This window comes from Nonomuraea maheshkhaliensis (assembly GCF_039529435.1).
Classification (GTDB): Bacteria; Actinomycetota; Actinomycetes; order Streptosporangiales; family Streptosporangiaceae; genus Nonomuraea; species Nonomuraea maheshkhaliensis.
The window spans coordinates 31,905-58,580 of the sequence record NZ_BAAAMU010000070.1 but is presented as its reverse complement, the minus strand read 5'-3'; the positions used below and the strand labels follow the sequence as shown (position 1 = coordinate 58,580).

The 26,676-nt window shown below is 65.8% G+C and carries 24 protein-coding genes; 6 read left to right on the top strand and 18 right to left on the bottom strand.

Annotation, left to right across the window (positions count from 1 at the left end; all coding sequences use genetic code 11):
• Nucleotides 1–376: 376 nt before the first annotated feature.
• The 3 genes from ABFX54_RS35955 to ABFX54_RS35945 are packed head-to-tail and all read right to left on the bottom strand — an operon-like array spanning nt 377 to nt 3,295.
• Complete coding sequence (locus ABFX54_RS35955; protein ID WP_346111160.1) at nt 377–2,116, bottom strand: ABC-three component system protein; 1,740 nt, start codon at nt 2,114–2,116, stop codon at nt 377–379.
• Nucleotides 2,094–2,360, bottom strand: coding sequence for an ABC-three component system middle component 6 (locus ABFX54_RS35950; protein ID WP_346111159.1), 267 nt, complete (start codon nt 2,358–2,360; stop codon nt 2,094–2,096). Before ABFX54_RS35950 ends, ABFX54_RS35955 begins: the two co-directional genes overlap by 23 nt.
• Nucleotides 2,360–3,295, bottom strand: coding sequence for an ABC-three component system protein (locus ABFX54_RS35945; protein ID WP_346111158.1), 936 nt, complete (start codon nt 3,293–3,295; stop codon nt 2,360–2,362). The genes ABFX54_RS35950 and ABFX54_RS35945 overlap by 1 nt, the downstream gene beginning before the upstream one ends.
• Before the next feature lie 462 nt (nt 3,296–3,757).
• Between ABFX54_RS35945 and ABFX54_RS35940 the strand changes: the two genes are divergently transcribed.
• The 3 genes from ABFX54_RS35940 to ABFX54_RS35930 all read left to right on the top strand — a co-directional run bounded on the left by ABFX54_RS35940 (nt 3,758) and on the right by ABFX54_RS35930 (nt 6,795).
• Nucleotides 3,758–4,141 (top strand): hypothetical protein, encoded by a 384-nt coding sequence (locus ABFX54_RS35940; RefSeq protein WP_346111157.1) that lies wholly within the window; start codon nt 3,758–3,760, stop codon nt 4,139–4,141.
• A 432-nt stretch (nt 4,142–4,573) separates the two neighbouring features.
• A complete protein-coding gene (locus tag ABFX54_RS35935; RefSeq protein ID WP_346111155.1) occupies nt 4,574–5,086 on the top strand; it encodes a DUF6650 family protein in 513 nt (170 codons plus the stop codon).
• A 284-nt stretch (nt 5,087–5,370) separates the two neighbouring features.
• Complete coding sequence (locus tag ABFX54_RS35930; protein WP_346111154.1) at nt 5,371–6,795, top strand: AlbA family DNA-binding domain-containing protein; 1,425 nt, start codon at nt 5,371–5,373, stop codon at nt 6,793–6,795.
• A 150-nt stretch (nt 6,796–6,945) separates the two neighbouring features.
• Here the strand turns inward: ABFX54_RS35930 and ABFX54_RS35925 are convergent, their stop codons facing one another.
• Nucleotides 6,946–7,821: an NUDIX hydrolase gene (locus ABFX54_RS35925; protein ID WP_346111161.1), complete on the bottom strand. Its 876-nt coding sequence runs from the start codon at nt 7,819–7,821 to the stop codon at nt 6,946–6,948.
• A gap of 181 nt (nt 7,822–8,002) precedes the next feature.
• Between ABFX54_RS35925 and ABFX54_RS35920 the strand changes: the two genes are divergently transcribed.
• Nucleotides 8,003–8,533, top strand: coding sequence for a DUF4240 domain-containing protein (locus ABFX54_RS35920; RefSeq protein WP_346111152.1), 531 nt, complete (start codon nt 8,003–8,005; stop codon nt 8,531–8,533).
• Between the two features lie 750 nt (nt 8,534–9,283).
• Here the strand turns inward: ABFX54_RS35920 and ABFX54_RS35915 are convergent.
• Nucleotides 9,284–10,216 carry a hypothetical protein gene (locus ABFX54_RS35915; RefSeq protein WP_346111151.1) on the bottom strand — a complete coding sequence of 311 codons (933 nt, stop codon included), beginning with the start codon at nt 10,214–10,216 and terminating at the stop codon, nt 9,284–9,286.
• Nucleotides 10,217–10,625: 409 nt separating this feature from the next.
• On the opposite strand from ABFX54_RS35915, the gene ABFX54_RS35910 reads away from it, so the two are divergent.
• Nucleotides 10,626–10,787 carry a hypothetical protein gene (locus tag ABFX54_RS35910; protein ID WP_346111150.1) on the top strand — a complete coding sequence of 54 codons (162 nt, stop codon included), beginning with the start codon at nt 10,626–10,628 and terminating at the stop codon, nt 10,785–10,787.
• Nucleotides 10,788–11,569: 782 nt separating this feature from the next.
• Here ABFX54_RS35910 and ABFX54_RS35905 read toward each other — a convergent pair.
• The 6 genes from ABFX54_RS35905 to ABFX54_RS35880 all read right to left on the bottom strand — a co-directional run bounded on the left by ABFX54_RS35905 (nt 11,570) and on the right by ABFX54_RS35880 (nt 18,439).
• Nucleotides 11,570–13,459: an alginate lyase family protein gene (locus tag ABFX54_RS35905; RefSeq protein WP_346111149.1), complete on the bottom strand. Its 1,890-nt coding sequence runs from the start codon at nt 13,457–13,459 to the stop codon at nt 11,570–11,572.
• 352 nt (nt 13,460–13,811) lie between these two features.
• Nucleotides 13,812–14,168: a hypothetical protein gene (locus tag ABFX54_RS35900; protein WP_346111148.1), complete on the bottom strand. Its 357-nt coding sequence runs from the start codon at nt 14,166–14,168 to the stop codon at nt 13,812–13,814.
• Between the two features lie 388 nt (nt 14,169–14,556).
• Nucleotides 14,557–16,053 (bottom strand): acyl-CoA synthetase, encoded by a 1,497-nt coding sequence (locus ABFX54_RS35895; protein WP_346111147.1) that lies wholly within the window; start codon nt 16,051–16,053, stop codon nt 14,557–14,559.
• A 93-nt stretch (nt 16,054–16,146) separates the two neighbouring features.
• Entirely contained in the window at nt 16,147–16,605 is a 459-nt protein-coding gene (locus tag ABFX54_RS35890) for a MaoC family dehydratase (protein WP_346111146.1), read from the bottom strand.
• A gap of 24 nt (nt 16,606–16,629) precedes the next feature.
• Entirely contained in the window at nt 16,630–17,502 is an 873-nt protein-coding gene (locus tag ABFX54_RS35885) for an amidohydrolase family protein (RefSeq protein ID WP_428834609.1), read from the bottom strand.
• 10 nt (nt 17,503–17,512) lie between these two features.
• Nucleotides 17,513–18,439 carry an SDR family oxidoreductase gene (locus ABFX54_RS35880; RefSeq protein ID WP_346111142.1) on the bottom strand — a complete coding sequence of 309 codons (927 nt, stop codon included), beginning with the start codon at nt 18,437–18,439 and terminating at the stop codon, nt 17,513–17,515.
• Nucleotides 18,440–18,544: 105 nt separating this feature from the next.
• Here ABFX54_RS35880 and ABFX54_RS35875 point away from each other — a divergent pair, with 105 nt between their 5' ends.
• The gene (locus ABFX54_RS35875; protein WP_346111141.1) at nt 18,545–19,432 is read left to right on the top strand and encodes a PaaX family transcriptional regulator; all 888 of its coding nucleotides are present in this window, start codon (nt 18,545–18,547) and stop codon (nt 19,430–19,432) included.
• Here the strand turns inward: ABFX54_RS35875 and ABFX54_RS35870 are convergent.
• From ABFX54_RS35870 to ABFX54_RS35840, 7 genes are read right to left on the bottom strand one after another with little or no spacing between them, the layout of a single operon-like run.
• On the bottom strand, nt 19,330–20,664 hold the full coding sequence (locus ABFX54_RS35870; protein WP_346111140.1) for a 2-hydroxyacyl-CoA dehydratase: 1,335 nt from the start codon (nt 20,662–20,664) through the stop codon (nt 19,330–19,332). The genes ABFX54_RS35875 and ABFX54_RS35870 overlap by 103 nt on opposite strands.
• Nucleotides 20,652–21,716, bottom strand: coding sequence for a 2-hydroxyacyl-CoA dehydratase (locus ABFX54_RS35865; protein ID WP_346111139.1), 1,065 nt, complete (start codon nt 21,714–21,716; stop codon nt 20,652–20,654). Before ABFX54_RS35865 ends, ABFX54_RS35870 begins: the two co-directional genes overlap by 13 nt.
• A gap of 1 nt (nt 21,717) precedes the next feature.
• Nucleotides 21,718–22,956, bottom strand: coding sequence for a CaiB/BaiF CoA transferase family protein (locus ABFX54_RS35860; protein WP_346111138.1), 1,239 nt, complete (start codon nt 22,954–22,956; stop codon nt 21,718–21,720).
• The gene (locus tag ABFX54_RS35855) at nt 22,949–24,070 is read right to left on the bottom strand and encodes a CapA family protein (protein ID WP_346111137.1); all 1,122 of its coding nucleotides are present in this window, start codon (nt 24,068–24,070) and stop codon (nt 22,949–22,951) included. The genes ABFX54_RS35860 and ABFX54_RS35855 overlap by 8 nt, the downstream gene beginning before the upstream one ends.
• Nucleotides 24,067–24,864: an amino acid ABC transporter ATP-binding protein gene (locus tag ABFX54_RS35850; RefSeq protein ID WP_346111136.1), complete on the bottom strand. Its 798-nt coding sequence runs from the start codon at nt 24,862–24,864 to the stop codon at nt 24,067–24,069. The genes ABFX54_RS35855 and ABFX54_RS35850 overlap by 4 nt, the downstream gene beginning before the upstream one ends.
• Nucleotides 24,861–25,685, bottom strand: a complete 825-nt coding sequence (locus ABFX54_RS35845) for an amino acid ABC transporter permease (protein ID WP_346111135.1) — start codon at nt 25,683–25,685, stop codon at nt 24,861–24,863. Before ABFX54_RS35845 ends, ABFX54_RS35850 begins: the two co-directional genes overlap by 4 nt.
• Before the next feature lie 23 nt (nt 25,686–25,708).
• A complete protein-coding gene (locus ABFX54_RS35840) occupies nt 25,709–26,602 on the bottom strand; it encodes a transporter substrate-binding domain-containing protein (protein WP_346111133.1) in 894 nt (297 codons plus the stop codon).
• Nucleotides 26,603–26,676: the final 74 nt, after the last annotated feature.

Below are 26,676 nucleotides of genomic sequence, written 5' to 3'. Positions count from 1 at the left end.
CGTCTGACCACTGCATATATCCAGGTCAGCTAACAAATGGCGGCTGCCGTACTAGATCGCACGGAGTTGCTCTGTGACGCTTGTGGGCCGTTGGTTGTCGACAGAGCGCCCTCCGGCGAGTGATCCTAGAGGGCGGTGGTTTTGCGGAATACTGCGGCAATTTGCTGGTCGCCCATCATGTCGGCGCAATTGATCTCGGCGAGCCTGTTGACCTGCAGGGACGCTTCAATGCGCACATTCTGCAGATTGTGCGAAGGCTGTGGGTCAGCAGGCTGACGACACTGCAGACGTGAGCCCTGGTCCTTCTCAGCTTGACGCACAGTGCTGGCGCTTGCCTGGTGCGACAGCCGGAACGGCGTACGGTTGCATGCTAGGTTCAGAATCGGAAGCCGAACAGGCCGCCGTCTTCGTAGGCATCAGTGAGTCGGGTAGTCAACTCGTATGGACTCGAGTCGAAACCACGCCTTTGTGCTTTCCCCAGGTCATCACTATTGATAGTCGCAATGTATTGCAATCCTTCTTCGCGAGAGACCTGTTCGGCGAGTTCGAATGCAGCCTTAAGTTGTCGATCATCGACACCATCAAAAAGATGACTATCGTGCACAAGGAAGTCGGGGCCTCTGTTATGGCGACGAGCGATGACTGCCAACGTTAGATCGAAGCAAAAGATAACCATGCTGCCAATGCCTCGACTATCGTCGTCATCAATGCGAGGTGTGATCTTCAAGCTATTTCGCCCAGCCTCAATCGCAAGATAGCCCGCTCGCTGTTCGCCGTACAGCTTCTTTGCAAACTGGTCGAAAAGAAGAGTGGCCTCGCTGCTTTGCGTAGCCCGATCCTCCAGGTCGGCCGCCATCTCGTCCTCAATTTGAACTCGCATGGCAGTTATCTGGCGAGCACTCGCCTCAAGAGCTTGTGCTGCAGCCAACCGATTCCTCAAAGCGTCTAGAGACGCTTGTTCCTGCGCGTACACGCGCTGGAGTACTGTAAGCGCCTCAAGGGCTCCTCCTTCGTCGAGTTGTCGCAGAATCTGCGCCTGTTCATCCCCCAGGCGTTCTCTCTGAATTCTTCGGCCTTCGAGCTGCCGTTGCACCGTGGATATCTCATCACTCAGATACCGGTGGCGATTGCGTACGACAGATTCGTGGAAAGCGCGGACGTCTTCGAAACGGCGTCGAACCTGATTGGAGAGCACAACGCCGAGTTCCTGGTAGACGCGCTCTACATAATCGACTTCAACCCCGTTTGTTTCACGGATAGCTGATTCGAGGTCCTGCAAATTCCGGCGGTCCACTACATCTTCATTCGTAAGTCGCCGGATCTCTTTAGATATGGCGTCCGCGCGTTGCTTCAAGTTTTCATATTCAGGAACGACCCGGAAGCTGTCTATCTGCTCTCGCAACCGTGTAATTCGCGCCTCGGCAACCGTAATCTGACCGCGGAGCTCCGCTGTGTTACCAACGATGCGTCCCCATACCGGGTCGTTGACAGCCTTCCTCAATTGGGTTCTTGTAGCTTCTCTCGCCGAGATCTCGCGATAGCGAGTCGCGAGTCGCCAGTCCAAACCAAGCAGGTATGCCAAGTTGCTCGCCGCAACGACTTCTGTCTGGCGGGCATGGGTGCGAATCGGTTCATTGAAGGCGTGAGAGCTTACCCGGCGAATATAGTATGAGAGAAGGTTCCGCCCGCTTATGCCGTCATGTTCATCCTTCAGACCGAACAACGCCGCTTCGATAAGTTGATTCCACTCCGACAACGGAATATCGGTGGTGCCGAAGTCAAGTTGCCCCTGCATCCCAGTAGTGACGTCATGATCAAGCTCTACTGCGTTCGGATTTGTTCCGATGCGCGTTACGCGCAGTGTGTCAGGAACGCCCGGCCAATCTAGGTGCAATCTAAAACGAATGCCACGCAGAGCTTTCTTGGTTGCTAGGTGCTTATCTGGTCGCGCCCCTAGGAGGAAGTGGAGCAACTCGATGATGCTGGACTTCCCGGCACTGTTACGGCTGTCTGTAGCAGCAGAGACGGAGGTGGTGTCTGCAACGACAATATTAAGTCCCGGGGTGAAATCGAGTGTCTTAAAGCGGGAGTCATCAGCTGTTAGCTTCCGAAGCATCTACCCTCCTAGTAACTAGGAGGCCATCTCGGGCTTCGATAAGACCCATCGCGTATAGAACATCCAGAGATAGCGTGAACCAGCCGAAGGATATAGGCGCATGGTGGCTATTTTCTAGTCTCCATGATCGGAGCTTGTACCATGCCTGGCTAACTGATGTGGGTCCGTCAATTTGTTGCAGGATCTGGGCGCCGACAGCCAGCAGTGCGCGATCGGGGGCGATCCCTTTTGTAGGCGTGATCACTACGCGATCCCTGAAGTTGCTGGTCGCCAGTTAGGTGTAGGCTGCTCAAATATATCGCATCTCTCAAAGAAATATGCAAGTACAACCCATGCGGCACGATGCACTTGCGGGTGCTGACGGGCGTTGCCGAGAACATACTCTTCTAGATGCCAAAGGATATCTTCCGGATCGTCCAGAAGTTTACGCGTTTGACGGTAATACATAGAGAAGCCAGCTGCGATCTCGTCCACCTCTTGAGGGTTGATGAGTCCTGCAAAGTACTCATCTACGAGGTGCGTGTATTTCATGGCTTTTACGAGATCTTCCCGACTCTCGCCATCGAGGCCGTTGTAGTCAAGCTTTAGGCCGCTGACCTCCTGTAGGTCCATCATGGGATCGGCGGCACGTCGCTTATCACGAAGATGGCTAAGAAGTTCGGCTAAATCCTCCAGGCCAACCCCATACGTCCGCTCATGTACCGGAACAACGCAGCCAAGTAAATCTTCGATCTGATCAAGGCTCAGCTGCATGATTTCCTGCCACAAGCGCCTTCTGCCCATGTGATCAAACTTCAGCGGAGCATGGTCGCGTGTAGCGATGGCGATTATAGACGCCATGTCCGGGTGGGTTCCGCGATAATCATTATGTACAAATACGAACGTGTCGAACTGACCGTTGCGCTTCGCCTTGGCCTTTTTTAGATCTGATGTGAACTTACTCTTGATTTTGTAGACATCGAAAACCTGAGGGGCATAGACAGCGTAGAGTCTGCGGTTGTGAAGGCTGAGGCCGTCACCGCCCTGATCGCCAATATTTCCATGCGTCCTAATATCGACATAGTCGGTATAGCGGGCCGCCATAAGATTATGGAAGAAATCCTCGAACGCGTTTTCGTATAAGTCGGGTAGCTTGTGTAAGAAGCTCAGCCTGGCGAATGCTCTCTGCTCGAACAGCATCGCACCTCCCTGATCCGACCATCCTTATGTTGCTATCGTACAGTTTTGGATCAACGTTTCAACTAGTAATTGCCCGTCTGTCCCGGTAATGTGATCAACTGGCTATGCCCTCCGTTGGTCAGGAGGATGTCGGTGGGCACCTCTACTCGATCACTCATGGTCGCTCTGCGCTGGCTCAGCAGACGAAGCGGATACTGTTTTGCCTGGTAGTGGCGGATCAGATCGCGGCTTCGTGGATAGCTGGTGCCCCGAACGAGGGGACAATCTTCGGTGACTGCGCTTTGTTCCGATGCGGTCCTCACGCGCAATGGTTGGCTCGTTCGGATGCCCTCATCCTGGGCCAAGGCGCCGATCTTGCAGGGGTTCGACTGGAGGGCCCGCTCCTATTAACCCAACCTCCTGCAGACCCTCACCCGCGCCGCGGCGGCCGAGCTGTTTGGGAAGGACCAGCGCGCCCAGCGAGTGCCGTACGGTCGTGGCCTGTTCTACCTCATCGACCTCAACGCCAAGATCAGCTCCGCTCGCCGTGGCCGCCGCTCGCTTGACGATCTGGTCCTCGCAGTCCTCCATCGGTGGCGCGATGGCGAGAAGGTAGGCGTTCCCGAGTGGCTCGACCTGGTAGAGGCCGAGCTGGGGGTGACCGGCCGCGACGACTTCGCCGTCATGGAGGCCGGCCGATGGACAATCCCGGCTCCTGACGTGCTCGACCCGCACTTCACTCGCGAACAGACCCAGGAGTACGTCACCGAGTTGGGTTTCGACCTGGCCAGCCTCGAAACCCGCATCGTCAGCGGCCTGATCGCTGGTTGGGCCGCCGAAGAGGCAGGTATTCGGGAGGTGATGTGACGATCGAGGCGCGCCTGCCGGTTCCCAGGTCGCCGAGAGCGCAGGTGAGGAGATCACCCTCACCCTTCAGCGCGGAGACACGGCCTTTCCGGTGACGTACGCGCCACGTGGTGGCCGTGCCCCGCTTCCAGTGGAAACGCGCATGATGACGATGCCTGCTATCAGAGCTGTTCGTGAGCAGGGAGCGGCGGGGGAGGCCATGCCGCTGACTGGCGCTCACGAGGCTTCAGGGGTCGTCCCATTCCTGATCACGGCCAAGATACTTGACCAACCATGAGCAGCCGCGTACGTGAACGTGTGCGACTAGATCTAATACTGTCGGATGTCGCTGTGCCCGTAATCTTCACGGTGGACCTCAACTGGTTCATGCAATGACCTGCATGATGCCGTAAACATCCCACGGTACCCGAAGCGGGACACTACGCTCAGATCATGGGCCGGATACCATACGAACAGACAGGCGTGAGCACGCCTGTCTTCGGCGTTGAGTGGCAGAAGAAGAGTACGGATCACACAATCGCCCACGAGGTGATCGTCTTCCTCGAAGATCGCCGACTGCTCTTTGGTGACCGACATGTCGAAGATGAGCGGTTCTGCATAAGCTCAGCGCTCCAGATTCGGGCGTTCCTTACCGAACAACTCAGACGGTACGACATGGGCAGGGAGCTCCACCTTGCGCTGAAGGCTATGAGGGCTGCATTCCGTCACTTCGTCGATGTTGCTGGCCCTGAGGGTGAGAACTTCAGGTATCGGATGGGCTCCAGTGGAGCCGATCGTTTCGGTCTAGCGCTCGGCGACCTGAGATCTCGGGTGGGCTTTTTTGTAGCCGCTATAGCCACTCAATACGAGATCGCAATAGATGAGGATCTCTCTGCCATCCTTCCGCCGCCTCCCATGGATGAGGATGATCAGGAAGGAGGAAGTTTCATGGTTCCCCGGTTCTGATGGGAAGCGGCCATTTCGGGAAGACCCGTGAGCGTACTCTAGGCCGACGAGGAGCTTGACCCGCGCGGCTCACACCCCACGCCGTGGTCGTCCCCATCCAGATAGCGGCAGTACTCGGGATCGACTCCAGCTTGCATGGAATGAGGCTATAAGCGTTGCCCTCCGCGCAGATGTTGTGGGCTCGATGGTTGGCAGCGTCTCGTCGTGAGACTCTCTATACCCAGCCACTTACCGTAACGACTCATCCTTACTGCTGACTCACACCTAGAGGAGTCTTATCGTCTATGCTGTACAGTCCTCGTCGTCTGGAAACTCTTCTAGGGATAGCTCCCCTAGAAGGGGTGACCTACCAGCACATCACCGCTTTGGTGGGAAACCCCAACGCCCGAGAAGCGGAAGATCTGGACTACAAGCGTGAGTACGCATCTGGCGACAAGGAAAGGACGGAGAAGGGCAACGAAGACATTGCCGTTGACATCGCGACCTTCGCCAACCACGTCGGCGGCCTGATCATTGTGGGCATGGCCGAAGTGGCGGAGGTTCCCTCGAAGGTGATGGATATCGAGTTCGGCAATATTGAGAGTCGAATTCGTCAGGCAGTTGCCTCGCGCATTCATCCGATGCCGAACTTCACTCTCCTGCGCGTCGAAAACCCCGACAGCCCTGGAAGAGGAGTGCTGCTGATAGGGATCCCGCCCAGCTCATATGCACCGCATGCTGTGTCCGTTCCTTCTCGCCGTGAGAGTGGTTTGCGCTGGCCGCGGCGGCACGGGGCCGACAAGGTGTGGCTGGTCGAGTCGGAGATTGCAGCCGCCTATCGGCGGCGTTTGATGAGCGCTTCCGGCCAAGAAGAGCGGCTACGTGAATTGGAGAGTTCCGCCGTATTCGTAGCAGCCCGAACAAGCGAGCAGATTCCTCGCCCACTTCCGGTATTCATGGTGTCCCTCGTGCCAGATCTGCCCGGCGACATGCTTGTGGATGGGGCCGCTGTCGATCGGCTTCGGCAGCAGGCCAGGGACGAAGTCGTCATGCTGGGTGCAGTAACCCCGACCTTCCAAGATGTAAGTGTTGGCCATCGCCGGATAATTGCGGAATCGCATCCAGGGACGGGACACGCGGTGCGCGCTGAACTGCACGCCGATGGCGCCGGCACTTTCGTCATCCATCCAGAGGCCATCAACCCCTCCTCCGGAGACGAGACTAAGGTTGGGATACTAGACGCCGAAATTGTCTTGCGCACCATCAGCGCCTTGCGTTACCTCGGTCGGCATGCACGCGACCGTACAGGTGCGACGGGATCAGCTCTGCTACGTGTCATGCTACTTTCCGACCTATATCTGCATCCAGCCATAAAGCCGAAGCATTATGGCGAGGAATGGCCACACAACGATCCGAGCTACGGCAGATATGTCGTCGATCTACTAACCCCCACTAAGATAGGAGGAGCCCCTCGTTCCTGGGGATCGCGCGCAGTCAGGCTCGCCCATGGCGAGTCAGTGGCCTGGCTAGACGATCTGTCCGATGATGGCCAGCCTCTGATCAGAGCAGCCGCCCATTTGGTCGGCGACCTGCTGCAGATGTTCGGCATCGCGGAGAACGCACAGGCCAGGCGCGATGGGAGCATTAGTCCTTATGCATGGGGGTCGACCTGGGCGGTGATCGAAAGTTGGGTGCAAGAGTCGGGGATCCCAGTGGTTGGTGGAGCCTAAACCGTCGAATCCGACCAGCGGCCTGCTTCTCCGCCACGACCACCCGTACATCGTGATCGTTTCCCTCTATGTTCCCGCTGAGGCCTAGTCAGTTAAGGAAGACCAGGTCGGACCCCCTTTGCAACGGGACTGTAAAACCGTCGGCTCAGCCTACGCAAGTTCGAACCTTGCACCTGCCACCAGCAGTAAGTGCAGCTCAGAGGCCCTACGGGGCCTCTTCTGCATTTCAGGGGTGTGCAGTCGGATGCCGCTCTGAGCGGCCCGTTGCCGCTGGTCCACCAATATACGTGCAATGATCTTGAGCGCGTTTCCGCAGGTCGGTGGCCCGATTTGGCCAATACGCGGCCAAGAAGAAGAGCCCCGGTGGTGGGCCGGGGCTCTGGGTGCGGTTGGGACGTGGTCATGCGGCGAGTGCATCGCCGATTCGCTTGTTGGCGATCTCCTGTTGGCCGTCGATGCACTTGGCGTAGACCCCTCAGCAGGACATCGACGCTGTGGCCCGCCCTCTCGGCCACGTCCGGGGCTGAGACGCTCGCGTTGAGCCAGAGTGAGACGGCCGCGTGCCGGAGATCGTACGGGCGTTTGGCGAGCGGAGAGGCGACCTGGGCGGGTGCGAAGGCCAGGAGGCGAGCGGCCTGCCAGACCTCGGTGTAGGCGGTTGAGGCCACGACGCCACCGCGTTCGCTGCTGAAGCAACCCGATCAACGTCCCGGACGTCCAGATGTCCCCGCGGGCAATCATGCCGGGAACCTCCGCCATCGGAACCCACTCGACCCGGTCGGCCTCCACCTCACCCTCAGGCGAGCCCACCAGTTCGGCCCCACGCGCCACGAACAGCAGGTGCTCCGCATCCACCATGCCGGCCATCGGCTGATAGCTCACCAGGCGTTCGACGTTCTTCGGCCGGTACCCGGCTTCCTCTTCCACCTCCCGGACAGCGGTCGCCATCGGATCCTCACCGGCTTCGACGAGCCCGCCGGGAAGCTCCCAACCCCACCGATCGAACACGAACCGATGCCGCCACATCACCAAGACCCGATCCTGCTCATCCAGAACGACCGCGATGGCGGCCCGATCCAGATGCACCACGTGATGCTCGAACCGCTCCCCGCCGGGGATCTCCACCTCGGCCAGCCCCAGCCGAATCCACCGGTTGTCGTAGATCAGCCGTTCCCCATGCACGACCCACGATGTCAGAATGCCGATCATGACTCGTGACGACTTCTGGGCGATCCTCGCGGAATGCCCTCCGGCCGCCGGCCCCGACGATGACTGCGACGAACTGACCTCAAGGCTCAGCCGATTACCCCCGCCGGAGATCGTCGCATTCGACCGTCACCTCACTGACCTCCGCCTCGCCGCACATCGGATCGACCTCTGGGGAGCCGCCTACCTGATCAACGCTGGCTGCTCCGACGACGGCTTCGAGTATTTCCGTTGCTGGCTGGTCGGCCAGGGACGTCAGGTCTACGAAGCAGCACTCGATAATCCGGATTCCCTTGCAGAGTACGGGCCGGTCCGCAGTTGCATGCTCGACGATTCCGACGAATGCGAGTGCGAGGGCTTCATGTACACCCCCAACAGGGCCTACGAGGGCGTCATGGGCCAGGAACTGCCCGAGGGCACTGGGGAGTACCCGACGTTGGGGGAGATGTGGGACTTCAGCGATGTCGAGGAGATGCGCCGCCATTACCCGCGCTTGTCGGCGTTGCTCGATGAGGCTGACGCACCCTCCTAAGTGTTGGTAGACCTTGAACCGATCAATCCTCATAAGGGGACGAGGGTCCTCACCTGACCGTCCCTGTGACGGTCGTACGATGGGATCGCCTCCGGCGGGGGCACTCTGGCTCCGGGATGATCGCCGCGCCAGGCGTCGGGCAGTAGGTGGCTGAGGTGGAAGCCTGATCATCCCGCCCGCCATCGACCCGGGACAAGCCGAGCGGACCAGGGCCACGGATACCAGATCGTTCGTCCGACGGGGCGCTCCATCCGGTATCCGTGGCCCGCTTCCCCTGTGGGCGGGTCGACGGCAGGCGGGATGATCAGGTGGGAGGCGTGTGCGTCCGCACGGGGATGTGGCCAGGTATGTTGTCGCGGCAGGCAGAGAAACCGCTGTGGCGAGCGCACTCGACTTCGTCGGACGCTGGGCAGAAGTAGATGTCCGGGCAGCCGCAGTCGTAGAAGTGTGGCAACGGGTCGGGGAGTTGCTGCATGGTCACATGCTCCAGGACGCGTGATCGGGAAGACCACCGTCTGAAGGCTGGCCTTCGCTGGTCGCCGAGGTTCAGCAGGCCAGTATCCGTATATCGACCTGTCCGCCCCTGATTTGCGACAATCACGCTGTGCGTCTCTTATTGAGGTCGGCCTTGGCCGGGTCCGCAGTGGCGGTTCTGCTGCTGCTCCTCCTCGCCTGGCCGACCACCGACTCGGATTCCGAGCTCAAGCTGGCAATGGCGTTTGCGCTGGCGCCCTTCCCGGAAGGGCTTGTTCATCCTCCCAGGACTTTCTTGAGGAGATCATAGGCGGCGTTGACCGCTATGCCGCCTGGGAACTGCTGAGCCGTTGCGGTCAAGACCGACTTCAGCGAAAGCGCGGATGCTACTTCACGGTTCATCTCGCCCGGTGCGAATTCTCGCATGACGGCGTCGTCTTCTTTCCGCCAATCGCTAAGGCTCTCGACTATCTCACCGAGGCTGTAGCGAAGGTAACGGCCGTCGGCGTCGAGCAGTCGGCAGGCGTGCAGAGAGAGCCAGTCGAGGTGGATGTCGTCTTGCAGGTAAGCCATGAAACTGACGATGTCGGCGGTGCCCGAGAAGTTCCACGATCTGGCGTACTGCGCTGGGGAGTGGATGGACCGGAGAGCCTTCTGATGAAGGCTCTCGATCGCCTTGCGGGTTTCGTTGAAGCTCTCGGCATCGAAGCGCCAGCGGTTGATGAGCGGCACTTTCACGTAACCGGCGAAGTATACGTCCCAAGCCTCCCCCGAGCGGACATTGATATATGCGAAGTTGTTTCGAAGGTCCCTGAAGACGATCGACCTCGGGTGGGCGAACACGACGCTTACCATGGCTGTGGCATCGTCAGCTCTTTGGATGCTGCGCCGGATGTGGTCCTCCAGTTCGGTCAGCGCGGTGATTGGGATCGGATATGAAGCCACCGGTTCGAAGGTCTCGCGAATCCGGTGGTGGAGATCCTCCATTGCGGAGACTGTTTCCTCGTCGCCGGTTTCGTCAAGGTATGCGGCTAGCGTTCTGGGAAAGTCCAGGTCGGCAAGATGTCGCTCCAGGGATCCCCGGTAGTCCGTGCCCGCTGCCGCCGGAATCGGGAGCCAGTCATCTATGTCTTGATAGATGTCGCGCAGATAGGCGTCCAGCAGCCTCCTGCCGGTGTTTGATGTGGCGAATCTGTTGAACGGCGCCACGTGCCGCGGGTAGTTCGCGGGGGAGTACGGTCGGGAAAACATACTCGACATGGTAGATGAGCAGGTTGTAGAACAGGTGCCACCGCTCGACGATGTGGTAGCAGACGACGCTGACCATATTCAGCCGGCCGAATCCTTGCCGCGTACTGTCAGCACCACCTGGGCACCAACCGGAAGCTTCCGTCATAATATGGACAGAGGTCGGAACCGAGCAGCATTCATGGTCAGCATGGCTGCAACCATGGCTTACCGCCCGCATGAACGGGGAATCGCCTGCCGCGTGATCGCCGCGGCCACCGTAAGCAAATTTGCTTGGCGGGGGTGGAGATCGGAGCACGAGCTCACATGATTCCTGTCGGGCTGCTGCCGTGGTTCCGCGTGAGCGGTTTGGGGAGTTTACGGTGACGGGGTGGGCATGGCCAAGGCGAGCGCTGATGAGTGGCGCAATCATGTCCGCGCCTGTGGTTCGGTTGAACGGGACCGTGAAGCTTTGGCCCGATTGATCGAGTACAACGGCGATCCGTTCGAGATCGAGCTCACTGGAGCAAGATCCGGGATACGCGCGGGATGATGTGACGTCGCATAGCCGAGACGCGACCCGGAGGCGCAGGTCAAGCGGTCAGTTGGGTCGAGATCGATGATCCCCTGTAAACCGTCGGCTCAGCCTACGCAAGTTCGGACCTTGCACCTGCCACACCAGCGGGAAGAGGCCCGTCACCAGCGGAAACGCGGTGACGGGCCTCTCGCTTCGTGTCCGGGGGTCGACGGCTGATGCCGGCGCTCCACAGTTGATCGTTCCCATTGCGTTCCCAAACGATCAAGCTGTGCAAGACGCCACCAGGGGTGCTCGTGATCAAGCTCTACGTGCTTGAGGAGCACCTCCCCCAGAGCTCCTGCAAGCTGCCGCACCACGGGCCACCCCCACACGCGTGGGGAGCACCTACGAGCCCGGGTGCCGCGCACCTGCCGGATCGGGTCACCCCCACATGCGTGGGGAGCACGTGATGCCGGGGGCCGCGGCCGGGGCCCCGCCGCGCGGCCCGGCCACGCGCCGAACCGGTGAAGGCATTCCTGCGACTCGGTCCCATGCACGTCCCCACTCGGCCCCTCACCGCTTATGCCCTGGACCAGGTCGGTGAGGTGTCATGACCGCGCGGAGCGATCCGGTGCCGGCCTCGCTGGCCGCCCGTCTGGCGGAGGTGGTCAGGCTGGGGAGTGCTAAGGCTGGTCCCGCGGCGGGTTCACCGGCGAACTCCACCTGTCGGCCGACGGTCGCTGCCGGATGTTGTCGCTGGTGCTGACGCCGGGTCAGCGCGGCGACAGTCCGCAGTTCCGGCGGCTGTCGGTTGTCGGTCAGCTGACGGTGGCGGGTTGGGCGGACAGGAGGGTTTGCGTCCAGCCTGTGGTGTCGACGGCACCCTGGCCGCGGAGGTCGTCGCCCCGGCCGTCGTAGGGGTTCTCGTCGTCGTAGCGGAACAGGGAGCCCTCGCTCCGGTGGCCGTAGTACACGCCCCCGCCGGGCGACAGGAGATGGTCGAAGACCTGCCAGGTGGTGTCGCGAAGCTGGTACCTCTGCCAGGAGCCGGCGCCGTTGATCCGGTAAGAGATCAGCCTGCCGTCAGTCGTTGTGCCGAGAATCCAGCCAGGGCCGGTGGTGGTCAGGGTCTTGAGGGTGAAACCGTCGCCGATCTTGGTGTTGCCGCTGATGCCGCTGATCGTGGGCTTGGCCGCGTTGATGGTGTAGCGGCGCAGAGTTCCGCCGGCGATGCCGAACAGGTGGCCGTTGCCGTCGTAGGCGAGGAGGTCGTGGGTGTAACCGCCGCCGAGATGGACCGGCCGATCGAAGGTGAGGCTGCCACTGTCGCTCTGGATGTCGACCCGGTAGAGCCGGCCTTCCGACCCTTCCTCGGTGACCAGGATGGTGTTGGAGTCCAGCGTCGCCATCGCCTTGGGGGTGAAACCCAGAGTGGCCGTGGACACCACAGCGTTATGCGTGCGCTGTCCGGTGGCGGCGTCGATGGCGGTGTAGGTCAACTTCCCGTCCGGTAACGCCCCGTAAATCGAAGCGGTCTCCTTGGAGGAGGAGGCGGGGTTCTGCGCATGGGTGAGGGTTTCCCAGCCCAGGAAGTGCGACGTCCCCATGGGGCGCTTCTGCTCGACCCACTTGGCGGCGTAGGGGAAGTCGCTGTAGCCGAGTCGGTTGTGCAGCGCGTTGTAGCCGACCTCGTAGTGGTTGCCGAGGTCGGCCTTGACCTTGCCGCCGCACAGCCAGCTGGGGACTGAGCCGCTGAGTTGGATCTTGGCGTGCAGGTCCATCGCGCGGCGCAGCCGGTGTTTGGCCTTTGCATACAGGTCTATGCCCTGGTGGTGGGCCGTCTCTGCCACATGGGAGATGGCCGCGAGGCCCCAGCCGGTGTGCCAGAAGTCGCGGCAGGTCTCCTGGGTCAGGCCGTCCACGAACTTGGTCTGGTCGTGCCAGTATTCGATGATCTCGGCCTTGGTGTTGTACTTGCTGCCCGGCGGAGCTTTGGGAATCGACCCGTCGGTGGTGAGGTAGATGTAGGCGGGCAGCCTGCCGTACCACGTCGTGACCGCTTTGTTGAAGGAGGTCCGGTCATCGAGATGTACGGCGATGCCGATGGCGGCATCGGTCATGATCAATTCCCAGTTGCCGTTGTTGTCGGGCCGTCCGGCGAGCAGGGTCGGGAGGTACACGGTGCGAAGCTTGCTCGCTAACCGGCCGGCCTGGCTCCAGCCGCCGCCGTAGGTGTGCTTGATGAGCTCGGCCGCCCGGGAGAAGTTGGCGCCCGCCCAGCCGGTCTGCAGCGGCGCGTTGCTTCCAGTGTGCTTGGTGATCACGGCCGACCAGGCGTCCATGATCTGGATCGCCTTCTTGGCGTAGCGGGCGTCCTTGCTGAGGTACCACCGCAGGGCATGCGTGTAGGCCGCCATCGCGTCCTTACGCTCGTCCGAGCAGCCGTTGTCGGGAATGGAATTCCCGCCGCAGTTCACGTCGGAGCGGGGCTTGGCCGTGTAGGACAGCGAGGCGAAGGAGCTCTTCTGCAGGGCGTCCCAGGCTGACTTCCAAGGCTCCTTGCCGAGGTTGGCCCTGACGAAGTCGAGCTGGGCACGGCTGACCAGGACACCGGGGTGCTTGAACCCGGCAGCAGCCTGTGCGGGCTGCGGAACAGCCAGAGCGGCGGCCATGAGCATCGCGGCAGCAACAGGACGAGCGAGACGCACGGGAATCCTTTCCGAAGGGGCTGGATGGACGGAGCGCGGCATAGCCGGGGCTTCGGGTGGTCGGAGTCAGAGGGCCTCGGAGGTGACGAAGGAGCGCGGGGCGGGGCCTTCCAGCGGATGGCCGACGTTCGCGGGCCCCTGACTCCTGGGCCAAGCTCATGAGCGCCTCGGCCATGGCATCCCGGCACTGGGGTGCGGCGCGCCAGCACCACGTATGGAGCGGATGCATTACCTGGATCCGCAACCACGGCTTGCCGCCGGAACATCCTGTCCGGCCAGGCTCACTACGAAGATCACAACGTACGCCGGACAACGATCCCGGAATCCGGCCATCCAGCTCAGGAGCTGTCTACTAGTTCGTCCACTTGGCCGTGCAGCGGTACTTGCCGTCGAAGAAGGACGCCTCGTAGGTGTACCCCTTCTGCAATGTCATGCCCCGGCTGTAGTGCGTCTCCCCTGAACCCAGGTTGACGTCCAGCTGGCCCATGCCGACACCGTTCTTCAGCGACTTGAACGTGCCGGTGCGCCCCTTGGTCATACGGCCCCAGACATAGGTCGTGCCCTTGTACGTGCCTGTGCGCACCTGGCACTTCAAGCCCGCCGGCCCCGACCAGACGGTGTCGGTGTCCCGGGTCTTGACGTTGCTCGCCTTGCTCGGGTCGTCCAGGCCGCTCACGAGGGCGGTGATCCAGCGGGTGCGCTTGCTCATCTTTGGTCTCCCCCAAGAGTCGATTCTCACGGACGAGCTGACCCTAGGGATCGCCGGTATGTCGGCGGTATATCAAGCCGCAGAGCTCGATCGCGTTCTTGACACGGTCGACCGTGCTCTCGGCGCAAGGACCCACAGCACTGCCATATGCACTCAGCCCGCCGCATGAGGACCGGTCCACAGCCGGCTCAGCCGGCGTTGTCTCCGAAGTATGGACGGCGGCGCTGTCGCCACCATGGCCAGTCAGGTGATGCGCGAGCGTCAGTAGTCGTTCGAGCGACGAAACTCCTGTCGATGCGGCGATCACGCGATGCGTCTGCTATTGAAGTCGGCCCTGGCCGGGTCCGCAGTGGCGGTCGCGCCCGCGCGATCGAAGGGTTCGGTGTGATCACGTGAAGCGACGGGCCAGTGCGAGTTTGTGGATCTTGCCGGAGCCGGTCTTCGGCAGCTCGTCCACGACCTCGACATGGGCGGGGATCTTGTACGCGGCCAGACTGGGGCGCAGGAAGTCGCGCAGTTCGCCGGCCGTGATGAGCGCCCCGGGACGCAGGACGAGGAACGCGTGTCCGGCCTCGCCCCACTTCGCGTCGGGCACTCCCAGCACGGCTGCCTCGGCGACCGCGGGATGCTCGAAGATCGCCGCCTCCACCTCGGCCGGGTAGACGTTCTCCCCGCCCGAGATGTACATGTCCTTCACCCGATCGACCACGTACAGGTGACCGTCCTCGTCCAGCATGGCGAGGTCGCCCGAGTGGAACCAGCCGTCGGAGAACGCGGCCCTGGTCGCCTCGGGGTCGCGCCAGTAGCCGGGGGTGACGTTCGGGCCCTGGATGAGCACCTCGCCCGGCTCGCCGGCCGCCGCGTCGGTGCCGTCGGCGCGCACGACTCGTACGTTCGAGAAGAACACCGGCACGCCCGCCGACCCCACCTTGCGCTCGCTCTGGTCGGCCTCCAGGAAGGTGGCCCCGGGAGCGGTCTCGGTGAGCCCGTAGCCCTGGCAGAACACCAGCCCGCGCTCCTGGTACGTGCGGATCAGCGCGGCCGGCACCGACGCCCCGCCCGCCATGAGGTGCCGCAGCGACGACAGGTCGGCCTCGGCCCACCGGGGCGAGCGGGCGAACGCGGCGAACATCGTGCTCACCCCGAACATCCAGGTGACGCCGTGCTTCTCGATGAGGTCGTAGCACTCGTCCACGTCCCACGACGGCATGATCACCGAGCGGCCGCCCTTGAGGAAGGTCGGCAGCAGGGTCTGGTTCAGGGCCGCGACGTGGAACAGCGGCGCGCTGATCAGCGTCGTCTCGGTGCTGGTGACGTCGACGCCGAGCAGCAGGTTGAAGGAGTTCCACACCAGGTTGCCGTGGGTGAGCGTGGCGCCCTTGGGCCGGCCCGTCGTGCCCGAGGTGTAGAGGATGAGCGCCAGGTCGTCGAGGTCAACGGGCGTGTCGATCGGGGTGGGGTCGCCTTGGGCGAGCCAGGGCTCGTAGTGCTCCTCGCCGAGCGGGACGCGGTGTCGTGGACCGTCCTCCGGCAGGGCGTGGACGACGTCGGCGCACTCGGGCGCGTAGATCAACGTCTCGGCGCCCGAATGGTCCAGCATGTACGCCACCTCCGGCACCGCCAGCCGGAAGTTCAGCGGTACGAAGATCGCGCCCAGCAGGTGTGCGGCGAACATCGTCTCGACGAAGGCCGGATGGTTGCGTCCGAGGTAGGCGACCCGGTCGCCCGCCCCCACTCCCGACGCGCGCAGCTGAGCCGCCAGGCGTGTCGTCCTGTCGTGCACCTCGGCGTAGGTGATGGACCGGCCGGCGAAGACGAACGCGGTCCGCTGCGGCGTCATCATGGCCCGGCGGGCGGGCCAGCCTCCCAGTCCGGTGTTGCGCATGAGGTGTACGGCCTCCTGTCGGCGAGGTCAGGCGTGGGGATCGGCCAGGTCAGGCGTGGGGATCGGCCAGGTCAGGCGTGGGGGGCGGCGAGGTCAGGCGTAGTGGCGGTAGATGGCGCGGGCGACGCAGGCGGGCCGGTCCGAGCCCTCGATCTCGACCTTGAAGTCGAGGTGCATCTGCACGCCGTCGCCGGGGACCTCCTCGACGGAGGCGACGACCGCGCCCAGCCGCACCCGCGCGCCGACCTTGACCGGGCTGGGGAAGCGGACCTTGTCCAGGCCGTAGTTGATGCTCATCGTGACGCCCTGGATGTCGAGCAGTTCGGTGAAGAACGGAATGAGCAGCGACAGCGTCAGGTAGCCGTGCGCGATCGTCCCGCCGAACGGCCCGTCCGCGGCCCTGACCGGATCGACGTGGATCCACTGGTGGTCGTTCGTGGCGTCGGCGAAGGTGTTGACGCGGTCCTGGGAGATCTCCAGCCAGGCGCTGTGGCCGAGGTCCTTGCCGGCCAGGGCCTTGAGCTCCGTCAGTCCGTGCGCGGTGGTCGTCATCAGGCGTTCTCCTTCAGGCCGAGTTCAGGCTGAGTTCAGGCCGAGCAGGCGGGCGGCGTTGTCCTTGAGGATCTTCGGGCGGACCTCGGGCTTGATGTCGAGCTTGTCGAAGTCGCTCAGCCAGCGGTCCGGGGTGATCACGGGGTAGTCGGAGCCGAAGAGCACCTTGTCCTTCAGCAGCGAATTGGCGTACCGGACGAGCTGCGGCGGGAAGTACTTCGGCGACCAGCCGGACAGGTCGATGTAGACGTACGGCTTGTGCGTGGCCACCGCGAGCGCCTCGTCCTGCCAGGGGAACGAGGGATGGGCGAGGATGATCCGCAGCTCGGGGAAGTCGACGGCCACGTCGTCCACCAGCATCGGATCGCCGTACTTGAGCCGGATGCCGCCTCCGCCGGGAACGCCGGCGCCGATGCCGGTCTGCCCGGTGTGGAACAGCGCCGGGACGCCCAGCTCCTCGATGGCCTCGTACAGCGGGTAGGCCATGGGGTCGTTGGGCGCGAAGCGCTGGATGCTGGGGTGGAACTTGAAGCCGCGCACGCCGTGCTCCTCGACCAGCCGCCGCGCCTCGCGCACGCCCGCCCGGCCCTTCCACGGATCGACGCTGGCGAACGGGATCAGCACGTCGGCGTGCTCGGCGCAGCCCTCGGCGACCTCCTCGTTGGAGATGCGCGGGTGCCCGGTGGCGTGCTCGGCGTCCACGGTGAACACCACCGCCGCCATCTTCCGCTCCCGGTAGTACGCGGCCGTCTCCGAGATCGCCGGCTGCCGGTGGCCGTGGGCCTTGAAGTACTCCTCCGAGGCGCCGAACAGCTCGGGGCTCAGCGAGCGGTGACCGTCCTTGGAGATCTCCGCGTGGGTGTGCACGTCGATCGCGACCAGGCCGGCGACGTCCATGGCGGCCATCTCAGGCGCCCTGCCCGGTCGCGGCGGGGGCCTTCGGTGCGGGGATCCCGTACGTCTCGGGCTCGGCGCCGACCCCCGCCTGCCACGACTCGGCGATGGCGTCGGCCGTCCAGCCCCCGTCGGCGAAGGCGACGGCCTTCTCGGCGGGATGCGACCACAGGGCGAGGCGGTCGCCGCCGATCCCGATCGCCTGCCCGGTGACACCGGCGGAGGCGTCGGAGGCGAGGAAGACGATCAGCCCCGCGACGTCCTCGACGGTGCCCATGCCCTCGTCCCTGCGCAGCCAGGCGGGGAACGGCTCGCCGGTCCGCTCGGACTTCTCTATGACGGGCGCGAACGCGGGGATCGTCTTGGTCATCTCCGTCGCCGCGACCGGGACGACCGCGTTGACCGTGACGTTCGCCCTGGCAAGCTCCATCGCCCAGGTCCTGGCCATGGCCACGATGCCGGCCTTGGCGGCGGCGTAGTTGGTCTGGCCGAAGTTGCCGCGCTGGCCGGCGGGGGAGGAGATGAGGATCAGCCGGCCGCCGGTGCCCTGCTCGCGCATCCGCACCGCCGCGGCCCGCGCGCAGCTGAACGTGCCGCGCAGGTGCACGTCGATGACGGCGTCGAAGTCGTCGTCCGACATCTTCCACAGCACCTTGTCGCGCAGGATGCCGGCGTTGGTCACCATCACGTCCAGCCGGCCGAACTCGCTGACGGCGGTCTCGACCAGCCGCTCGGCCACCTCGGCCGAGCCGACGGCGGCGACGACCCCGCGCGCCCGGCCGCCTCCGGCGGTGATGCCCGCGCCGACCTCGGCCGCCGCCGAGGCGTCCACGTCGTTGACGATCACCGCCGCTCCGGCCGCGGCCAGCGCCTCGGCGTACGCGCGGCCGAGCCCGCGGCCCGCACCTGTGACAACGGCGACCTTGCCGGAAAGATCCATGGGATTCCCCCTGAAGTGATAAGGCGGACGAACGCGAATATATGTCACTGTTGTGACGGCCGTCAAAGATTTGCCCAACGTTGCCGGGCTGCCTACGCTCGTGGTGTGACGCGTACCGAGGGGAACGACCCCCGCCAGGCGGCCGCGCGGCCGCAGCCCCTGCTGCTCAGCTTCCTGGGCATCTACGTCCTGGGCCGGGGCGTCGCCGTCTATTCCGGCAGCCTCATCGAGGTGTTCGCCCGCCTCGGCGTCTCCGAGGAGGCGGTCAGGTCCACGCTGGCCCGCATGGCCAAGCGCGGCCTGCTGGCCCGCCATCGGCGGGGGCGCAAGACGTACTTCGGACTCACGGAACGCGCGGAGGAGGTGCTGGAGGACGGGCGCAGTCGCGTCTGGGAGACCGGCGCGGTCAACCGCGCATGGGACGGCACCTGGACCCTCGTCGGTTTCTCGCTGCCCGACAGCGCCACCCGGCACGACCTGCGCTCCCAGCTCATCTGGGCCGGCTTCGGCCTGCTGCAGAGCGGCCTGTGGATCGCGCCGGGCACCAAGGACGTCGGCGGCGTCCTCACCGCGCTCGAAGCGAGCGACCTGCGGGTGGCCGACCACGTCACCGTGCTGCAGGCCAAAGCGCTGGGCCCCACCGAGTCGGCCGACATCGTCCGCAAGGCGTTCGACATCGACGAGATCGCCGGTCGCTACCGCGCCTTCCTCGACCGCTGGGACACCGATCACCCGCTGCCGGGCGCGGCCGACGACCTCGCCCGCCAGCTCCTCCTGCACACCGACTGGCTGCAGCTCATCCGGCAGGACCCGCACCTGCCCGCCGAGCACCTGCCGCCCGACTGGCCGGCGATCCGCGCCGAGCAGGTCTTCCACCGGCTGGCCCGTGTCTACGAGCCGCCCGCGGCGAAGCTCGCGTCAGAGCTCATCTCGGAGATCGTCGAGACGTCCGGCGACCCCGGGCGCGGCAGGACCACGGTCTCCAGCCACTGACCCACCCGATCGGCCACATCCTCGCCGAACGTGCGGGTGTCGACGTTGTCGGCGTGCACCTCGATCACCGGGAACCCGGCCGACTCCAGCGCCCTGGCCGTGAAATAGCTGCCTCTGGGGTCGTCGGAGACCAGGTGCACCACGCCGTCGATGCCGTGCAGGCGGGCCTCCTTGACGTACCACTCGCTCGACCAGGGCGGCGTGTAGAGCTGGTCCCCGAACGCGGCGAAGCGCGCCGCCAGCGCCCGCATCGGGTCGTCGCCGTAGCGGATGTAGCCGTCGGCGGCGATGGCGAGGTACATCGACCAGACGAAGACCGCGCCGTACTCCTCCTGGAAGCGCTGGTAGAAGCCCATGTCGTACCAGAGGCCGCGGCCGATCCACATCAGCCTGGCCCGCTCCTTCTCGCAGGCGCCGACGCCCGCGTCCACGCGCTCGCGCACCTCCTCGTAGAAGCTCCTGGCCAGGTCGCGGGCCCATTCGGTACCCCGGTGCCACTGCGGCAGCATGACGCTGGGGATGCTGTCCACCACGCCGAGCGGCGCGGGACGGGCGCGGGCGATGAGGTCGCGCGCCTTCCTGTTCCACTCCTCCTGCTCGTTGACCAGGGCCATCACCTCGCGGAAGCGGGACTCGTCGAACCGCCTGCCGGTCGTGGTCTCCAGGAACCTGACGAGGTTCTCCAGCTCGGCGGTGAGCAGGTCGAGCCGGGCCGGGCCGACGGCCTCCTCCCACCGGTGCGGCATCAGCTCCCACCAGTTGACCGGGACCTCGTTCTCGGCCGCGCTCTCCAAGGGGAAGAAGGTGACGCCCGGCTCGTGCCCCCAGATGTCGAAGATCTTGCGGGTGACGTCGCCGGTGGCGTCGCCGACGATGATGTCCGGTTTGGGCAGGCCGCCCCACGGGCCCTCGTCGGGGTACGGGTCGAACGCGGAGCCGAGGGTGACCGCGTTGTACTGCTCGGAGTAGTCGGGGTAGCCGCGCCGCCGTACGAGGTCGAGGTAGTGCCCTGAGCGCTGCTTGGCGGTCACCAGGGATGCCCACCACTGGCCGACCGCGTACGGGATGTCCATCGTGCGGAAGATCTCGTGCGGGACGTCCGCGTTGAGCAGCGCGAACGGCTCGCCCGCGGCGACCCGGCGGCGCAGGCCGGCGAACCATTCGCGCTGGTGCCTGCCCGCTTCCGCCGCCGTGGCGAGGGACTTCACGCTGCGCGAGCTCATTTCGGGCATGGGTCTTCCTTCCGCAGGGCGGTCAGGTCGGCGCGCCCGTATTCCTGGTGTTCGAGCAGCACGGCCGGGATGTCCAGCGCCGCGCGCTGCGCGGGGAAGTCCCAGGCCGGGGCCTCGTCCGACTCGCGGCAGTAGGCGACGAACAACTCGGCCCGGCAGCGGCGGACGGCCGCCGCCGCGTACGCGGCCCGCGCGCCGGGCGTGGCCCGGTGTGCGGTCAGGATGCCGCGGTGGTAGTGCTCGGCCAGCGCGTCGAGGCTCGCCGTGCCCACCGGGCCGGTCACGGCGAGGTCGCCGAAGGAGTGGTCTTCGCCGACGATCACGTGGCCCTCGGCCTCGATGGCCTCGTACACGTGCGGCGTGTCGTGGGCGCTGCCGCTCAGGAAGACCCGCCGCCCGGTGTGCTCGTCGAGCCGGTCCGCCTCGCTCAGCAGCCGGGCCAGCAGCGCGAAGTGCTCGGTCACCGGCAGGACGGCGTTCGCCACCGCGAGGAACTGCCGCCCGGTGAGGCGGGCGGGCACGGCTCTGCGCAGCTCGGCGACGGCGGCCAGCAGGCGGCGCCGTTCGTCGTGCGCCGCCACCGCGCCCGCGAGGTCGAGCTCGCGGCCGGTCCACGCCTCAAGCCGGGCGGCGAACTCGCCGACCCTGCGCCGGTTGTAGCGGGCGGTCGTGCGGTGCGGCAGGTGCAGCAGGTCCACCAGGTACGCCTCCGGCAGCCCCCGGCCCGGCTCCACCCGCCTCAGCTCGCGCAGCGCGTAGAACAAGCGCAGCGACGCCTCGCAGTCGTGGGCTACGACCACGCGGTGGAGGTCGCCGAAGGCGCCGTCGAGCAGCCGGGTGAGCACCGAGCGGGCCGCCGGGTCCACCCCGCGCCCCAGGTAGCGGTCTCCTGGCTCGGAGCCGGACTCCGGGTCGCCGGTGAGGCGGATCGCGCGCAGCCCGGCGGCGGTCAGCAGCTCGACCGGCACGTCCGCGCCGACGTAACCGACAACCGGACCCTCCTGAGCACGGCGGGCGTACGCCTCCTCCAGCGCGGCCAGTGCGCTGACCACGTCAGATCACCCCTTCGTCGGCCAGTGCCTTCAGCTCTTCGGCCGAATATCCGAGCAGCCCGCCGTAGATCTCGTCGTTGTGCTCGCCGAGCCCAGGCGCCGGCCGGTCGAGCGCCGCCTCCGAGCCGGAGAAGCGGATCGGCACGCCGGTGCCGTACAGGTCGCCGGGGTCGCCGTGCCGGGGGTGCGTCAGCGGCACGACCTCCTCGCGCTCCAGCACCAGCGGGTCGCGTACGGCGTCGCCGGGCTCGCGCACCTCGGCGGCCGGCACCCCGTGCCGCGCCAGCAGGTCGAGGAGCTCGGCGAGCGGGCGGTCCGCAGCCCACCCGCTCACCAGCTCGTGCAGCTCTCCGGCGTTGGCCACCCGCGCGTCGCGGGAGGCGAAGCGCGGGTCGGCGGCCAGGTCGTCGCGGGCCTGGTCGGTGAACAGGCCGCGCGCGAAGGCGTCGGTGGGGCCGCACAGCGCGAACCAGCCGTCCGCGGCCCTGAACGTGCCGAACGGCGCCAGCCTCGGCACGGTCGCCCCCGTCCGCATGGGCAGGCCCAGCTTCTCGTAGGCGTCGAACGGCTCGCACGCCACCAGCGAGGTCAGCGCCCCGAGCATGGACACGTCCACGTGCTGGCCCTGGCCTGTCGCGTCGGCCCGCAGGACCGCGGCCAGCGTGCCGATCACCGCGTACAGCGGCGCGACCAGGTCGCCCACGGGCAGGCCGAAGCGGACCGGGGGCTCGCCCGGCGCGCCCGCGGTCATCATCACGCCGCTCAGCGCCTGGATGATGGTGTCCATCGCCTTGCCCGAGCCGGGGCCGCCCTGCCCGCCGAAGCCGCTGATCGACGTGCAGACGATGCGCGGGTTGATCGCGCTCGCCCAGTCGTGGCCGATGCCGAGCCGCGCCGTCACGCCCGCGCTGTAGTTGTCGATCATGATGTCGGCGACCCGGACCAGCCCGGCGAGCACGTCGCGTGCCTGAGGATGCTTGAGGTTGAGCGTGACACTCTGCTTGTTGCGGCCGCGCAGGAGCATCGACACCGACATGTCGTCGGTGTCGTGGCGGGCCAGCGACAGCCCGCCCGCGCCGAGGTAGGGGGCGTTGTTGCGGGAGCTGTCGCCGCCGGTGAGCGGGTTCTCCACCTTGATGACGCGGGCGCCGAGCCCGGCCAGCAGCAGGGTCGCGTACGGGCCGGACAGCGCGGTGGTCAGGTCGATCACCGTACGGCCGGCCAGCGGGCGCTCAGCCACGCAGCACCACCTCGTCACCCTCCCAGCGGAACTCCGTCGTCAGGCCCGCCTGCCGCGTGATGCGCTCGATGTAGGCCACGACCCCGCGGCCCTCCGCGTCGTCGCCGAGCGGCACCGGGCGGCCCGCGTCGTCGATCCAGCACGGCACCAGACCGGCCGATACCAGACCCTCGCGGTCGAAGCGGCACAGCGCGATCGCGGTGTTGCGGCTCTCCGGATGGAACGGGTAGTACGGCATGTCCGGGTCGGGGGCGAAGCCGTACAGCTCGACCCTGCGGCGCGCCCACGCGGCCCGCTCGCCCTCGTCGCCCGCCGCCGGGGTCAGCGCCCTGGTGACGGTCACGAAGTTGCCCAGCCCGTGATAGATCGGCCGACCCCGGTACATCTCGACGCCCCGCATGATGTGGGCGTGGTGCGCGAACACCGCCTGCGCGCCCGCGTCGATCGCGGCGTGCGCGACCGGCCGCTCGTACATCGCGAGCACCGCCGGCGTGTGCCCGACGCCCTTGTGCAGCGAGACCACCACGACGTCGGCCTCAGCCGTCAATGCTTCGACGTCGGCCGCCATCCGATCGAGCCCGGCGGGGTCGGCGAAGGTGTAGATCTCGGGTGGGCCGCCGGGGCTGGCGTGGTCGAGCTCGTAGTGGGTGAGCACCTTGACGTACGCGCAGCCCGGCTTGCGAGTGGTCGCCCACGACTCGCGAGGGCCGACGCAGTTGTAGCTCAGCACGCCGACCCGCAGTCCGTCGCGGGTCACGATCGCGGGACGGCGGGCCTCGGCGAGCGTCATGCCGGCGCCCGCGGTGGCCATCCCGGCCTCGGCGGCGTACTTCAGAGTGTCGGCCACGCCCTCGTCGCCGACGTCGTAGACGTGGTTGCCCGCGAGCGTCACCACGTGGAAGCCGGCCTCGGCGACCGCGCGCAGCGCGGCGGGGTCGGCGGGCGGCGCCGGCACGTCGGTGCTGACCTGGGCGGTGGACGTGCTGTGCGGCACCTCCACGTGGCCGATCACCACGCCGCCCCGGCCCAGCGTCTCCCGTGCGGGGTCGAAGAAGGACGCGGGATCGGGCTCGTCGACGACCAGGTCGCCGACGGCCATCACCGTGAGACTCACGACGTGCTCTCCTCTACGGGGGTCTTTCCGGTGAAGCGCGACAGGAAGGCGCGCAGGCGGGGCGACGAGGGGTCGTCGAAGATCTCCTCGGGCGTGCCGGTCGCGGCCACCCGGCCCTGCTCCATGAAGACGCAACGGTCGGCCACCTCGCGGGCGAAACTCATCTCGTGCGTCACGATGATCATGGTCATGCCGCCGCGCGCCAGATCGCGCACCACGCTCAGCACCTCGTCCACCAGCTCGGGGTCCAGCGCGCTGGTCGGCTCGTCGAACAGCATGATCCGCGGGTTCGTGGCCAGGGCCCTGGCGATGGCGACGCGCTGCTGCTGGCCGCCGGAGAGCATCCGGGGATGGGCGTCCGCCCTGCCGGCCAGCCCCACCCGCTCCAGCAGCCGCAGTGCCTCCGCGCGCGCCTCGGCGGGGTCGCGGCCGTGCACCGCCACCTGCGCCTCGACCACGTTGCGCAGCACGCTCCAGTGGCCGAACAGGTTGAACTGCTGGAAGACCATGCCCATGCGGCTGCGCTGGGCGGCCACCCGGCGGTCCGGCAGCGGGCGCAGGTGGCCCCGGTGCGTCTCGTAGCCGAGCAGTTCCCCGTCGAGGTACATCGCCCCGCCGTCGATGCTCTCCAGCTGGTGGACGCAGCGCACCAGGGTGGACTTGCCCGACCCGGACGGGCCGATGACGGTGACCACCTCGCCCTCGTGCACGTCGAGGCTCACCCCGTCGAGCGCCGCGTGGCCGCCGAACCGCTTGCGCACGTCGCGTACGTGAAGAACCGGCCCGTCGCTCACCGCTGCCCCTTCCCGAAGTGCCGCTCCAGGCGTCGCTGGCCGAGCGAGAGCACGGTGACGACCGCGAGGTACCAGGCGCAGGCGACGATCAGCAGCGGGACGATCTCGTACGTCCTGTTGTAGATCACCTGCACGGAGTAGAGCAGGTCGGCCATCGCGATCACGCTGACCAGCGACGTGCCCTTCAGCAGGCTGATGAACTGGCTCCCGGTCGGCGGCACGATCACCCGCATCGCCTGGGGCAGCACGACCTTGACGAAGCCCTGCCCGGCGGTGAACCCCATCGCTCGGGCCGCGTCGCGCTGCCCCGGGTCGACGGCCAGGATGCCCGCCCTGACGATCTCCGCCATGTACGCGGCCTCGTGCAGGGTGAGCCCGATGACGGCCGCGGTCAGCGAGCTGATCACGGAGTTGGTCGGCCACGAGACGAAGGTCGGGCCGAACGGCACACCCAGCGAGAGGCGTGGCAGCAGGTAACCGAGGTTGAACCAGAAGATCAGCTGCACCAGCGGCGGGATGCCGCGGAAGACCGCCACGTAGATCCCGCAGGCCCAGGCCGCCGGCTTGAACCCGCTCAGCCGGCCGGCCGCGAGCAGCACCCCGAGCAGGCTGCCCAGCGTCATGCCGATGACGGTGAGCAGCAGCGACATGCCGAGGCCGCGCAGGATGTTCGGGTCAAAGAGGTATTTGCCGGCCACCGCCCACTCGAAGCGCGGGTTGGTGAGCAGGAACCAGGCGAACTGCGCGGCCAGCACGAGCAGCACGGCTCCGGCCACCCAGCGCAGGGGGCGGACACGGGGACGGGCGGACGCTATGTCCACGGGGGCATTGATCGGGGCGCTGCTCACTGCGCGCCCGCCGTGTTCAGCGCGGGCTCCTCCACCGCGACCTTCTGGAGCCCGTACTTGTCCATGATCTTCTTGTACTCGCCGTTCTTGAAGATCTCCTTGAACGCGTCGAGCATGACCGGGCCGAGCCCGCTCGACTTGGGCACGAGCATCGCCAGCTGGTCGACGCCTGCGCCCTGCTCGTCGGTCTGGGTGACGTACGTGAAGGCGTCCTTCTCCTTGCCCAGCACGTCGATCGCGGCGCTCTCGGTCATGCCCGCGGCGTCGGCGCGGCCGGACTTGGCGGCGAGGATGGTGCCGTTGGTGTCGGCGAGGCCGATGAAGTCGATCTCCGGCTTGCCCTGCTTGACGCACCAGTCGGTCAGGCGCTTGGCCTGGTCCTCCACGATGCTGCCCGCGGTGCCCGCCACGCGCTTGCCGCACAGGTCGGCCGAGCTCTTGACGGCCGCGGACCCGGCCTTGGGGATCAGGTAGGAGGTCCTGGTGACCATCCACACGATCGCGTCGAACTGCTTCTCACGCTCGGCGGTGTCCTTGACCGGGCCGTTGAAGGCGTCGTAGCGGGAGGCGAGCATGCCGGACAGCGCCGCGGGAAGGCCGTTGACGATCGAGATCTCGGTGCGGACTCCCAGCACCTTGCCGAGGGCGTCCTGCAGCTCCTTGTCGATGCCGGTGACGGTCTTGCCGTCGTCGGCGACGATCCGGTAGGGCGGATGCGAATCCCCGGCGAATCGGATGACGCCCGCCTCCTTGACGGCATCGGGCAGGGCGTCGTACAGAGCCGTCGCGCCGGCCGGACGCTGCGGCTCACCGGCGCCTCCGCCGCACGCCGAGGCGGAGGCGAGCGTCACGGCCGCCGCTCCCGCGAGCATGGTCCTGGACAGTCTCATGGTGGTCCTTCCGCGACCGGCTAATGATGCAGTTAGTTGTGCGGTCGTTTGGGCAAGTGTCACATCTCGGGGTG